Raw genomic sequence first — 12,878 nt, 5'->3', positions numbered from 1 at the left:
TTGTTTGAACTGATCCAATTGCGCTGCTTTGTGGCTGTGGCCGAGGAGCTGCATTTTGGCCGCGCCGCCGCACGCCTCAACATGACCCAGCCGCCGCTCTCGCGCCATATTCAGGTGCTTGAACGGGTGATGAAGGTGCCGCTGTTCTACCGCTCCAGCCGGACGGTGAAGCTGACGGCGGCGGGCTCGGCCTTTCTGGTCGAGGCGCGGCGCGTGGTGCAACTGGCCGACAGCGCCGTGGCCACCGCCCGCGCGGCGGCCGAGGGGCGGCATGGCTTGGTGAGCCTGGGCTTTACCGCCGCTTCGGGCTATTCCTTCCTGCCGCGCTTCATCGCCAATGTGCAGAAAATCCTGCCCGACGTGCGCTTTGTTCTGAAAGAAATGGTCAGCGACGAGCAGGTCGAGAGCCTGCTCTCGGGCCGGATCGATCTGGGGTTCCTGCGTCCTCCGGTGCGCCATCCCGCGATGGTTTCGCAGGAAGTGCTGCGCGAGCGTTTCATCATCTGCTCTCCCGCCAGCGTGCCGGAGGAGGAACGCCCGCGCCGTCTGGCCGATTTCGACCGCCTGCCCTTCATCACCTATGCGCCCGACAAGGCGCGCTATTTCCACGATCTGCTGGCCGGGCTTTTCGCGGGCGCGCGGGCCGAACCCCGCTTCGTGCAATATCTGGCCCAGATCCACACCGCGCTGATGCTGGTGGGGGCGGGCCATGGCTATGCGCTGGTGCCCGAAAGCTCGCGGCGGCTGCACCCGGACGGCGTGGTCTTTTCCGAGCTGGAGGATGGCGAGCCGATTGTGGAATTACAGGCCACATGGCGGCGCGATGCGGATAATCCGGCGCTGCTGGCTCTGGTGCCGCGCTTGATGGAATTGTGCGGCTCGGATTGATACCAGCTTATTGATACCGGGGTAGCATAGACCAATCCTGACACACGATTGGTCGAAAGCGCCTTTGACAGGTTACGCTCCCTCTAAACCATAATAGGGAGAGAGCCATGGAAAGGCGTGATTTTCTGACCAGTATCGGGGTGGGGGTGCTGGCTGGCGCTGCGCCCATGGCGCAGGCGGCAGGGCGCAAACCGGCCCCCACCCCCAAACGCCCCGCGCTGAAAATGAAGCTGGGTTGCCAGAGCGGCCCGGCGACCGACGATCATTTCGCCTTTCTGGCCCGATACGGTGTGACCCATGTGGCCGCGCGGGCCAAATCGGCGGAGGGCGCGCTTTACTCAACGGCGGATGAGGTCAAGGCCCTGCGTGATCTGGCCGAGAAGCACAAGTTGACGCTCTCCATCCTCGATCCTTTGCTGCTGCCCTCCAGCCATATCGACCGGGAAAAGAACCCCGGCATCATGCTGGCCACCAGCCCGGAGCGCGAGCGCGAAGTAGAGGCGTTTCAGAACCAGATCCGCGCCTGCGCGGCGGCGGGCGTGCCCTGCATCAAGTATAATATGAGCCTGCTGGGCGTGATCCGCACCGGCAAAGTGCAGACACGCGGCGATGCGGTGTTTTCCGAATATGACGCGACCAAGCTGGACCCGGCCAAGCCCCTGACCCGCGCGGGCGCGATCAGCGAGGATGCGTTTTGGGAGCGGATCACATGGTTCCTCGAGCATGTCGTGCCGGTGGCCAATGAGTATAAAATCCGCATCGCCTGTCACCCACATGATCCGGGCACACCGCCGCAGGGCTATCAGGGCATCCACCGCGTGCTGGGCACCATCGAGGGGATGAAGCGTTTCATCACCATCAAGGAAAGCCCCTGGCACGGCTTCAATTTCTGTCAGGGCACGGTCAGCGAAAATCTGCCCAAACCGGCCGAACAGATCTTCGACGTGATCCGCTGGTTCGGCAGCCGCAAGAAGATCTTCAACGTCCATTTTCGCAACATCGTGGGCGGTCGCGGCCATTTCCGCGAGGCTTTCCCGGATGAGGGCGATGTCGATCTCTATCGCGCGCTGCTCACCTATGCCGAGGTCGGCTATGACGGGATGCTGATGCCCGATCATGTGCCGATCATTCCCGGCCATCCCGAAGCAGAGGGTGAGAGTTTCGCCTTTGCCTATGGTCATATTCGCGGGCTGATGCAGGCGGCAGGGCATTACACGGGGTAAAAAAACAGGAGGGAGCCGGGTGGATGGCTCCCTCCTGTCCGACGCACTATGGCGTAGAGATTATCTCACCATGCAGGGCCGCTTGTTATCAAACGTCCAGCCGGGGATAAGGTACTGCATCCCCATCGCATCATTGCGCGCGCCCAGCCCATGCTGCTGATACAGCTCATGCCCGCGCGCCAGCGCGTCCTCGTCGATCTCCAGCCCCAGACCGGGCTTGTCGCCAATCGCCACATGGCCATCCTCGATACTCGGCGGGTTCTTGGTCAGACATTCGCCATCCTGCCAGATCCAATGCGTGTCGATGGCCGTGACCTTGCCCGGCGCGGCGGCGGCGCAATGGGTGAACATGGCCAGCGAAATATCGAAATGGTTGTTCGAATGGCTGCCCCATGTCAGGCCGAAGGCGTCGCACAGATGGGCGACGCGCACCGCCCCTTCCATCGTCCAGAAATGCGGATCGGCCAGCGGAATATCCACCGATTGCAAGGACAGCGAATGAGCCATCTGGCGCCAATCGGTCGCGATCATGTTGGTGGCCGTAGGCAGGCCCGTGGCGCGGCGAAATTCGGCCATCACCTCGCGCCCGGAAAAACCACCCTCCGCGCCGCAGGGGTCCTCGGCATAGGCCAAAACCTCGCCCAGCGGCCTCATCAGGCGCACCGCCTCGGACAGAGACCACGCGCCATTGGGATCAAGCGTGATGCGCGCCTGCGGGAAAGCCTCCTTCAAGGCCCGCACCGCCAGCACTTCCTCATCGCCCGCCAGAGCGCCGCCCTTCAGCTTGAAATCGCGGAAACCATATCGCGCCTGCGCCGCGCGGGCCAGAGCTACCACCGCCTCGGGCGTCAGCGCCTCGCGGTTGCGCAGCCGTTCCCATTCATCCGCGCTGCCGCTCTCATCACGATAGGGCAGGTCGGTCTTTTTCGGGTCGGCGATGTAGAAGAGATAGCCCAGCATCTCCACCCGGTCGCGGTGCCGCCCGGTGCCCAGCAGATCCGCCACCGCCACGCCGACATGCTGGCCCAGCAGGTCGAGCATCGCCGCCTCAATCGCGGTCTGAGCATGGATCGTGGTGCGCAGGTCAAAGGTCTGCAAACCCCGCCCGCCCGCATCGCGTGAGGCAAAGGCGCGGCCCACCTGCGCCACCACGCTGGCATGGGTGCCGAGGGGCCGCCCCACGACCAGCCCCCGCGCATCCTCCAGCGTTTGCCGGATCGCCTCGCCGCCGGGCACTTCGCCTAGGCCCTGACGCCCATCACTGTCGGTCAGGATGACGATGTTGCGGGTGAAGAAAGGCGCATGCGCCCCCGACAGGTTGAGCAGCATCGCATCATGCCCCGCCACGGGCACAACGCGCATTTCAGCAATAATCGGAACAGATCCCATCAGATGCTTGCCTTCGCCTTGGCCACCAGAGCGGCCAGTTCTTCATGTTCCGCCGCCGAAAGATCCGTCAAGGGCGTGCGCACCGGGCCAGCAGGGCGGCCGATGACATTCATCCCCGCCTTCACGATGGACACAGCATAACCCCGCCCGCGATTGCGCAGCGCGATATAGGGCAGCACGAAATCGCGCAGCATCTGATGCACCTTGGCATGATCCCTCGCCCGCGCCGCTTTGTAAAACGCCACCGCCCATTCGGGCATGAAATTATAGATGGCCGAGGAATAGGTCGTCACGCCCATTTCCAGATAGGCGGGTGCGAAAGTCTCCGCCGTGGGCAGGCCGCCAATATAGGTCAGCCGGTCGCCCAGCTTGCAATAGACGCGCATCATCAGTTCGATGTCGCCCACCCCGTCCTTGTAACCCACAAGGTTCGGGTTGCGCTCACACAGGCGGGCCAGCGTATCCTCGTTCACAATCGCATTGTCGCGGTTATAGACGATGACGCCCAGATTGGTCGAACGGCACACCGCCTCGATATGCGCGGCCAGACCTTCCTGCTTCGCCCCCACCAGATATTGCGGCAACAGCAGGATGCCATCGGCCCCAGCCTTTTCCACGCCCTGCGCGATTTCCACCGCAATTGCCGTGCCATAGCCGCAGCCCGAAATCACCGGCACCCGGCCAGCAGTTTCTTCCACCGCCGCGCGCACCACCTGCACCGTTTCGGCAGGCGTCAGCGAGAAGAACTCGCCCGTGCCCCCGGCGGCAAACAGCGCCGCCACATCATGTTCGAGCATCCATCCGCAATGCTGCCGATAGGGCGCTTCATCAAAGCGCAGGTCCGCATCGAAATGCGTGACCGGAAAGGACAGCAACCCCGAGCCAATCACCTTCGCCATGTCCTGTGGGGCCATCATCTCTCTCGCCATCCTGTGTTCTGGTTGATCCTTGCCTTTGGGCTAGGACCAGAAGGCGCGGTGCGTCCATATCCATTCTTGGTTCAATTCATGCTGGATCGGCATCGCTTGGCCAATCCTTTGCATATCAGCCATTCCGGGCGCGAGAATAGCGCCAAATTGCAATGTAAAACAGCGGATTTGGCGGGAGCGCCCGGCCATCAGTGCCGGTTGGGCATTGTTCCATGCCCAACGCGTAATGGTTGCGCGCAAAAGCCGCGGCATAACAGGGCCACAAGCCATAGCGCCGAGACAAAGATGCGGCGCGTGGGGGAAAGATCCTGGGGCAACAGCCACAGGCCAGAGGATGTCAGCATTGCCCCGCCCCGGCGGGATGATGCTGTGAATGGGGGATGCCATCATGAAAAATGCCCGCACCATGCGCCTTATGTCCAATCGCAACCGACTGATTTTGGGCAGCAGTCTTGCAGTCCTTGCCCTGCCCTGCGTGGCCCATGCGCAAACGGCGCCTGCGCCTGCCGCCGTGCCCGCTAACGTGCCGGGCGCGGCCGAGATCATCGTCACCGGATCGCGCATCACGGCCAGCGGTTTTAACGCGCCCACGCCCACCACGGTGGTTTCCATCGAGCAATTGCAGCAGGCGGCACAGCCCAACCTGTTCGATTCCATCGCGCAATTGCCCGCGCTTCAGGGCAGCGTCGGCACCGCCAACACGCGCCAGAACGGCGGCACCAGTTTCGGCAATAACGGCCTTTCGGCGCTCAACCTGCGCGGGCTCGGCTCGATCCGCACGCTGACCCTGCTCGACGGCCAGCGCGTTGTGCCCGCCTATATCACCGGCATTGCCGATGTCAGCCAGTTCCCGCAACTGCTGATCAAGCGTGTCGATGTGGTGACGGGCGGCGCCTCGGCCTCGTGGGGTTCGGACGCGGTGGCGGGCGTGGTCAATTTCGTCACCGACAAGACGTTCAAGGGATACAAGGCGAATATCTCGGGCGGCACATCGACCTATGGCGACGATCAGAGCGTGCTGGCGCAGGCCGCCGCGGGCTGGGGCCTGATGGGCGACCGGATGCATATCGAGATCGCGGGCGAATATTTCCGCAATTCGGGCGTTGCGGGCGGCGAAGTGGGCGGGGCCAATCCCAATGGCCGCCCCGATGCCTATCGCTCGGGCACGACCTCTTATGCGCTGGGCGCGCAACCGGCGGGCGCCCCGCAATTCTATGCCTATCCCTATAATGCCCAGACCACCACGCTGGGCGGCGTGGGCCTGATCACCGCAGGCCCGCTGGCGGGCACGGCCTTTGACAGCACCGGCAATCCTTACGCCTTCCAATATGGCACCGGCTGCGTCTCGGGCACCTGCGTCGGCGGGCAGCAGGACAATTACATCACCACCAACACGCTGGACAATCCGATCAACCGCGTGGTCGGATACGGGCGCGTCGGCTTTGATGTGACGCCCAACTGGGAACTGTACGCCACGGTCAATGTGTCGGAAGTACGCACCAGCAACACGCCGATCGCCTATCCGCGCAAGCCGGGCAATCTGACGATGCAATGCTCGAACGCCTATCTGGCCTCGACCACAATCCCTGCGCTTTGCGCGTCCAAGGGCATCACCAGCTTCTCCTATGGCACGGCCAATGCGATCATGCCGGGCAAGGAAACGATCTATTCGGTACGCCGCCAGTACCGCTTCGTGATCGGCACCGAGGGTTCGTTCAACATCGGTGCGACGCCGATCAAATTCGATGCCTATTACCAGCATGGCACCAACAATGTGCATGTCGATATCCGCAACATGACTCTGAACGGTCGCTATAATGCGGCCATCAACGCGGTGCGCGATTCCAGCGGCAATATCGTCTGCTCCTCGGCCACGGCGCGGGCGGGGGGCTGTATTCCGATCAACATCTTTTCGGGCGCCAAAATTTCCGATGCCGCCTTTGCCTGGCTGACGGGGGGCACCGGCCCCTATCAATACAGCACCTTCAAGGAGGACGCGGCCAGCATCGCCTTTAACGCCACGCCTTTCCACAACTGGGCAGGCGACGTTTCGGTGGCGCTGGGCGCGGAATGGCGCAATGAATATTACAACACGATTTCCGACCCTTACGGCAATGGTGTGACCGCCGACACGCCCAACACCGCAGCCTATCCGGCCGATCCTCTGCTTTCGACCGGGGGCAACAACTGGTTTGCGGGCAATTATCACAATGGCTCGGGCTCGTTCAATGTGCGCGAGGCTTTCCTTGAGATCGGCCTGCCGCTGCTCAACAGCAAGGAGATCGGCAAGATCGACCTGAGCCTCTCGGGCCGCACCGCGCATTACAGCACGGCGGGCAATGCCAATACATGGAAGGTGGGCGCGACATGGGATACGCCGCTGTCGGGTCTGAAATTGCGGGGGGTGGTGTCGCGCGATCTGCGCGCGCCCAACCTGTCGGAACTTTTCGCCGCGCCGCAAACCGCCAACCAGCCCGTCATCAACCGCGCCACCGGCGGCACGGTGCAGGTGGTTTCGACCACGCTGGGCAATCCGGCGCTCAAGCCCGAAATCGCCAAGACGATCGACGTGGGCGCGGTCTATCGGCCTGATTTCATTCCGGGGCTGAGCGTCTCCTTCGACTATTACGACATCCGCCTCAATCAGGCGATCTCGACCCTGACCAATCAGCAGGTGATCGACCTGTGCTATAATGGCAATACAACCTATTGTTCCAACGTGAAATTCACCGGGGTTCTCGGCACATCCGACTATCCCTATGTGATCTCGCAGCCCTTCAATCTGGCCTCGCTCAACATGCGCGGCTTTGACATCGAGGCCGCCTATCGCCGCAATCTGGGACCGGCCGGCACGTTGACGCTGCGCGCGCTGGCCACCCATGCGATCTCGATGGTCAGCAACACCGGCATTTCGGGGCAACAGATCGCGCAACTGGCGGGCAACAACACCGACAATGGCAATGGCGTGCCCAAGTGGAAGGTGATGCTGCAACAGAACTGGGAAAAGGGCCCGGTCTCGATCACGCTGACCGAGCGGATCATCAGCGCGGGCTATATCGACCCCAATGCCATCGTCTGTTCGAGCAATTGCCCGGCCTCGACGGTGCAGAACCCGACCTATAATTTCAACGACATCCCCGGCGCGGCCTATCTCGACATCGGCGGCAATTACAAGCTGGGCAAGGCCGCGCAGGTCTATTTCAAGGTCGACAATGTGTTCAACCATCGCGCCCCGCCCTTTGGCGGCTCGGTGCTCTATGATCCGATCGGCCGCATGTTCCGCCTTGGCGTGCGCGTGACGATGTAATTCCATCTTGCGGCCCGCCCTCCTTAACCGGAGGGCGGGCCTATTATTATGGCTTTTCCGGGTCCAACCCCGCGCGCACCAGCCCCAACTGGCTGCAGGTTTCCTGAACCTTGTAATAGCGCGCCAATTTATCCGGCCCCACCACAAAGGGATTGGCATCCCCCGCGCGGCGATAGCGCAGCAGTTCCAGCTTTTCGAACGCGCCATCCTGCACCGGATGATTGGCCAGCATGACATCGGCCCCGGCCCGCGCCGCCAGATCGGCAAAGCGGCGCATCGAGGCGATATGGGTATAGCGCTGCATCGGATCGCGCGGCGCGCCAAACCCGCCAAAGAAAGCCGCAACATGGCGCTTGCCCTGGTCTGTCACGTCAAAGATCGTCGAAACCGTCCCCGGTGTATGACCCGGCGTGACATAGAAATGCAGCGTGGTCGCGCCCAGTTTCAGCACCTCGCCATCGGCAATGGTCCGATCCTTACCCTCGATGCGGGCGGGAGGCATCGGGGCGCCTTCCGGACCATCGGCCTTGCCCCGCGCGCGCATCGCATCCATCGCGGCCCAATCGGGCGCCGAAGAAATCAGCCCAGCGCCATAGGTCTTACGCAGATAGTCCGCCCCGCCGTAATGATCCCCATGCGCGTGAGTGATCACGATATAGCGCAGCCGCGCCGGGTCCAGCCCCACCGCCTTCAGCCCCGGCACGATGATCTCGCGCGCCTGCTCCTCATTCTCCAGCGCGTCAAACAGCACGATGCCCTCAGCCGTGTCGAGCGCCCATGCGGATTCGGCATTCTGGCCCACGAAATAGAGCTGGTCGAACGCCTTGGCCGGGGGCAGCAGGGCGTTCATCTGCAAGGCATTGACCCGCTGGCGGAAACGCGGATCGGCGATGCAGCGGTGAACGAAGTCGCCAAACAGATCATCGCCCGCCGTTGCCCTCGCCCGCGCCAGATACTGCGCCGCCAGCGCCTTGTTCTCCTTGGGAAATTCGGCCATTGCCGGATAGGTCGCCACTGGCGGCGTCCGAGACTGCGCATGCAGCGTCCCGCCCATGGCCAGCGCCGACAATAGCGCCAGTTTCGATCTCGAGTGCATCGCTCTCTCCCTTGCTGGGCGGGCCTGCCCCGCCTCGCGGGCATGTTGCGCCACCTGCGCGCGGGCCTCCAATGCGCAACCGCTTTCATCCCATGCCATATGCGGATCGATCCATCCTGTTTCAGCAATGGGAGGCGGCCATGGCGCGCGATACTCTCACCCAAAGACAAGAGGGAGAGACACCAATGCCCATCACTCGTCGCGCCGCGCTGGGCGGTATGACAGCCATGCTCGCGGGCCTGCCGCTGGCGGGGCTGGGCGATAGGGCGCTGGCCGAAACGCGGGCGCGGGCCGGAGCCTTGGGGCTGAAGATCACGGGGCTGAAAACCTTCCTCGTCGCCCCGCGCTCAATATTTGTGAAGGTCTACACCAATCAGGGCCTTACCGGGCTTGGCGTGGCGATCCAGACATCCAAGGAAATGGCCACCGCCGCCGCGATCATGGAATGCGAACGTGTGCTTGTTGGCCGCGACCCCACCCAGATCGAGGGCCTGTGGAACGAACTCTATCAAACCCCACGCTGGCGCGGCGGGCCGTTAACCGCCGCGATCAGCGCGCTCGACATCGCCTTCTGGGACATTCTGGGCCAGGCGCTGGGCGCGCCGATCTACACTTTGCTGGGCGGAGCGGGGGCGAACCGTTTGCGCATTTACGGCAGCACGATGGACATGACCCCCGCCATCTTTGAGGCGCAAAAAACGCAGGACATCACCGTCACCCGCGTTCAGGCCCCCAAGGGCAGCATCCCCCAGATGATCGCCACCACCCGACGCTGGCGCGAGATTGTCGGCCCGGATCATCAACTTGCCGTGCATATGGATGGCACGATGACCACGCGCGACGCACTGCAATATCTCCACGGGGTCGAGGACTTGAACCTCCTCTGGGTCGAGGAGCCGATCCAGATGGATGATATCGAGGACTGGGCCCATCTGCGCGCCCATACCACCACTGCCATCGCGACCGGTGAAAGGGTGCTGACCAAATGGGGCTTCGCGCCCTACCTCAACCGCCATCTGATCGACTTTGCCCAGCCCGATCTGGCAGCCTGCGGAGGCATCACCGAAGCGCGCAAAATCGCCGCCCTGTGCGAAGCCAACCGCATCCAGATCGCCCCTCACGGCCCGCATGAAACGGCGGGCGCACTGGCCAATTTCCACTTCGACGCCTCAACCACAGCGTTCTATGCGCAGGAAGTACGCGACTACACCTCGCAATTCGAAATGGACCTGCACGAGGGGCAGACCCCAAAAATCGTCAACGGCTTTTGCGAATTGTCCGACCGCCCCGGCCTTGGCACGGTGCTGAACGAAGCGGTCGCTGCCAAGCGGCCCTATCAACCTTTGACAAGATCGAGTGAGGGCCGCGCCTTTTAACGGATAGGGCTGCCATCATCGTTGAACAGGCGGCGCGGGCCGGTCTTTTCCGCCACCGCCGCGCCATCCGCCCATGGATCGCGCCCCGGCGTGGCCCGGCCCGCCGTGTCGAAATCCATCATCACACGGGCCTTGGCGCGATAGGCTGGCCATGGGGCTTGGCCGGGCGCGGAAGGCACACCAGTCTTGGCGAAATTGACGATATAATCGGCCATGATCCTGCCCATCGCGGCATCAGCGGGGCGGGTCTTGTCGCCATATTTCACATCCACCGTGTCGAAATAATAAGGCAAATCATCGGCATGGATCGCCCCGTCGCTCTTGGGCGTAGGCGCGGCATCGGCCACATAGGAAAAGCGGTAATAATAGGTCGGCAGCCCCTTGGCGGCGAACAGATCGGCCATCTCTCGCGCGCCCTTGACCATCATCCCCTCGCGCCCGCCCAGATCGCCGCTGGTCGCGCCCACCATCACCGGTACGCGATTAAACGTCCCCGCGCGATAGGCCACCAACGGATCGACCGTCACTCGCCCATCGGGAAAGGGGCTGCTGAATTTGCGCGGCCCCGGCCCCATCACCGCCGACATCTTGATCCCGCCCAGCACCTTATCCGCCGGAACCGCGCGCAGCCGCGCCAAAGCATCGGCGTCCTGCGCGCCGATCCCCTGCTCCTCGCCAAAAGCCTTGCCGATAGCCTCGGCCCCGGCCAGCGAGGGATCGCCGATGAAATGGCCATCCCCACCCGAGGCGATAATCGCGCGGGCAAACAGACCCTGTGACTGCGGCGAGGTCAGCAGATTATGTACCGACATGCCGCCCGCGCTCTCGCCCATGATGGTGATATTGGCCGGATCGCCCCCAAAAGCGGCAATATTGCGCCGAATCCAGCGCATCGCAGCAATCTGGTCCATATAACCATAATTGCCCAACTGCCCCTTGTCCTCATCGGCACGGGTCAGCGCGGGATGGGCAAAGGTACCAAACCGGCCAAGGCGATAGTTGAAACTGACCAGCATCACCCCGCGCCGGGCCAGCCTGTCTCCCGCATAGATCCAGCGCGAGGCCGAGCCATTCACAAAGCCCCCACCATAGATCCACACCAGAACGGGCAATTTGCGTGCCTCCCCGGCCGGGCGCCAGACGTTGAGATAGAGGCAATCCTCGGAATGTTCCGAGCCGTGCGGCAGGGGGTTCGCCTGATAGACCTGCATGCAATCATGCCCGAAATTGGCAGCATCGCGCGGCCCCGCCCACGCCCCCGGGGCCTGCGGCGCGCGCCAGCGCAGATCGCCCACCGGCGGCGCGGCAAAGGGAATGCCCTTGAACGATGTCACCCCGTCCTGCGTTTGCCCGACCAGCACGCCTTGCTCAACCGCCACCTGAGACGGCGCAGCATGCGCGATAGCGGGGGCCAGCAAAAGGGCCGCGAGCGTGCTGTGCTTCATGTCTATCCTGTCCCGATTTATGGTTTTATTTTACCGCCGGACATCGCCTGAACTGCCTGTAAAGCCATCCACTTCCTCTCGGGACAGGCGGAGCCAGTCGCCGTGGAGGGAGTGTTTGAGGGCATTCATCGCCAGACCGAGCCGAGCCATTTTCTGCGCGTCGCCGCCCTCCAGCCAGCCTGTGAGGACGCCCGCCGCAAAGGCATCGCCCGATCCTACGCGGTCGATGATATCGGTGATCTCGATCTCGGCGGTCTGATGGCGATCCTCGCGCAGGTCCACGCGGGCCGAGAGGCGGTGGTGGGTCTGCGTGATGGGATGGCGCGCGGTGCTGGCCATGACTTGCAGGTTCGGGAAGGTGGCGAAGGCAGCCTCCACAGCCTCGCGCCGCCGTTCCGCACCATCGCCGGAAAAGGGCTTTTGCAGCAGCAGCGTCATGTCGCGGTGGTTGCCGAACATGATCGTGGCGTCGGCCAGCAATTCGAGCAGGATCTCACGCGGGTTGCTGTCCCACGCACCCCACAGCTTCTCGCGGAAATTGCAGTCGAAACTGACCGGAACGCCTGCCGCACGGGCCGCCCTGATCCCGGCGCGGGCGAGGTCCACGCCGCCGGGCCCAAGCGCTGCGGTGATGCCCGAGATGTGGAACAGCGATGCGCCTTGCAGGGCGGCGGCGAAGTCGAACTCCTCCGGCGCGGCTGTGGCAAAGGCCGATCCGGCGCGGTCATAAGTGATCGCGCTGGGCCGCAGCGAACCGCCAACCTCGAGGAAATACAGGCCCATACGGCCTTCGCCGCGCACGAAATGCGCCACATCGACGCCTGCTCCGGCCAGCGCCGCGCGGGCCTTGTCGCCCAAAGCATTGGCCGGAACCTTGGACACGAACCGGGCCCCATGCCCCATTGCCACCAGCGCGACGCCGACATTGGCCTCCGCCCCGCCGATGGTCAGGTCGAGGGATTGCGCATCGGCAATCACTCGACCCGCAGGCGTGGCAAAGCGCAGCATCACCTCGCCAAAGCAAACGACAGGGCCGGTCACCGCGCCAATCCTTCTGCGATCAAAGCCACGTCTTCAGCATTGGGCACCCAATCGCTCTCGATCAATCCACCCGCCCCGAACAGGGCGTGGATAGCATCCTGTCCCATTGCCGCTTGTGCGAGCTCCCCCGCGCGTGGGTCATCGACGGGACCGTTGCTTCCGCGCAAGTGTTTGATCCATGCGG

Annotated in this window: 9 protein-coding genes and 1 pseudogene; 4 read left to right on the top strand and 6 right to left on the bottom strand. The window is 63.3% G+C overall.

Annotated elements, in window-relative coordinates; translation table 11 throughout:
- Together GGR38_RS21255 and GGR38_RS21250 are read left to right on the top strand one after the other, a co-directional pair.
- Positions 1 to 888, top strand: a complete 888-nt coding sequence (locus GGR38_RS21255) for a LysR family transcriptional regulator (RefSeq protein ID WP_183628563.1) — start codon at positions 1 to 3, stop codon at positions 886 to 888.
- 107 nt (positions 889 to 995) lie between these two features.
- Positions 996 to 2,111, top strand: coding sequence for a mannonate dehydratase (locus GGR38_RS21250; RefSeq protein WP_183628562.1), 1,116 nt, complete (start codon positions 996 to 998; stop codon positions 2,109 to 2,111).
- A 60-nt stretch (positions 2,112 to 2,171) separates the two neighbouring features.
- Here the strand turns inward: GGR38_RS21250 and GGR38_RS21245 are convergent, their stop codons facing one another.
- Positions 2,172 to 3,500 (bottom strand): enolase C-terminal domain-like protein, encoded by a 1,329-nt coding sequence (locus GGR38_RS21245; protein ID WP_183628561.1) that lies wholly within the window; start codon positions 3,498 to 3,500, stop codon positions 2,172 to 2,174.
- Complete coding sequence (gene kdgD / locus GGR38_RS21240) at positions 3,500 to 4,414, bottom strand: 5-dehydro-4-deoxyglucarate dehydratase (RefSeq protein WP_183628624.1); 915 nt, start codon at positions 4,412 to 4,414, stop codon at positions 3,500 to 3,502. Before kdgD ends, GGR38_RS21245 begins: the two co-directional genes overlap by 1 nt.
- 403 nt (positions 4,415 to 4,817) lie before the next feature.
- On the opposite strand from kdgD, the gene GGR38_RS21235 reads away from it, so the two are divergent.
- A complete protein-coding gene (locus tag GGR38_RS21235) occupies positions 4,818 to 7,736 on the top strand; it encodes a TonB-dependent receptor plug domain-containing protein (protein ID WP_183628560.1) in 2,919 nt (972 codons plus the stop codon).
- A gap of 46 nt (positions 7,737 to 7,782) precedes the next feature.
- Here the strand turns inward: GGR38_RS21235 and GGR38_RS21230 are convergent, their stop codons facing one another.
- Complete coding sequence (locus GGR38_RS21230; protein WP_183628558.1) at positions 7,783 to 8,832, bottom strand: MBL fold metallo-hydrolase; 1,050 nt, start codon at positions 8,830 to 8,832, stop codon at positions 7,783 to 7,785.
- Between the two features lie 185 nt (positions 8,833 to 9,017).
- Here GGR38_RS21230 and GGR38_RS21225 point away from each other — a divergent pair, with 185 nt between their 5' ends.
- The gene (locus GGR38_RS21225; protein ID WP_183628556.1) at positions 9,018 to 10,208 is read left to right on the top strand and encodes an enolase C-terminal domain-like protein; all 1,191 of its coding nucleotides are present in this window, start codon (positions 9,018 to 9,020) and stop codon (positions 10,206 to 10,208) included.
- Here GGR38_RS21225 and GGR38_RS21220 read toward each other — a convergent pair.
- The 3 genes and pseudogenes from GGR38_RS21220 to GGR38_RS24025 all read right to left on the bottom strand — a co-directional run.
- Positions 10,205 to 11,653, bottom strand: a complete 1,449-nt coding sequence (locus GGR38_RS21220) for a carboxylesterase/lipase family protein (RefSeq protein WP_183628554.1) — start codon at positions 11,651 to 11,653, stop codon at positions 10,205 to 10,207. The genes GGR38_RS21225 and GGR38_RS21220 overlap by 4 nt on opposite strands.
- 30 nt (positions 11,654 to 11,683) lie before the next feature.
- Entirely contained in the window at positions 11,684 to 12,694 is a 1,011-nt protein-coding gene (locus GGR38_RS21215; protein WP_183628552.1) for a PfkB family carbohydrate kinase, read from the bottom strand.
- Positions 12,691 to 12,878, bottom strand: a pseudogene (locus tag GGR38_RS24025) (mannitol dehydrogenase family protein); the annotation flags it as partial. The gene GGR38_RS21215 and the pseudogene GGR38_RS24025, both read right to left, overlap by 4 nt.

Origin of the sequence: Novosphingobium sediminicola (assembly GCF_014196525.1) — a bacterium.
Lineage (GTDB): Bacteria > Pseudomonadota > Alphaproteobacteria > Sphingomonadales > Sphingomonadaceae > Novosphingobium > Novosphingobium sediminicola.
The sequence above is the reverse complement of the archived record's forward strand: the minus strand, read 5'-3'. Positions and strand labels throughout refer to the sequence as shown.

What these genes read in the sequence shown, in the direction of transcription:
- GGR38_RS21250 (WP_183628562.1), top strand. Translation starts at nt 996, where the DNA reads ATGGAAAGGCGTGATTTTCTGACCAGTATCGGGGTGGGGGTGCTGGCT.
- GGR38_RS21245 (WP_183628561.1), bottom strand. Translation starts at nt 3,500, where the DNA reads ATGGGATCTGTTCCGATTATTGCTGAAATGCGCGTTGTGCCCGTGGCG.
- kdgD (WP_183628624.1), bottom strand. Translation starts at nt 4,414, where the DNA reads ATGGCCCCACAGGACATGGCGAAGGTGATTGGCTCGGGGTTGCTGTCC.
- GGR38_RS21235 (WP_183628560.1), top strand. Translation starts at nt 4,818, where the DNA reads ATGAAAAATGCCCGCACCATGCGCCTTATGTCCAATCGCAACCGACTG.
- GGR38_RS21230 (WP_183628558.1), bottom strand. Translation starts at nt 8,832, where the DNA reads ATGCACTCGAGATCGAAACTGGCGCTATTGTCGGCGCTGGCCATGGGC.
- GGR38_RS21225 (WP_183628556.1), top strand. Translation starts at nt 9,018, where the DNA reads ATGCCCATCACTCGTCGCGCCGCGCTGGGCGGTATGACAGCCATGCTC.
- GGR38_RS21220 (WP_183628554.1), bottom strand. Translation starts at nt 11,653, where the DNA reads ATGAAGCACAGCACGCTCGCGGCCCTTTTGCTGGCCCCCGCTATCGCG.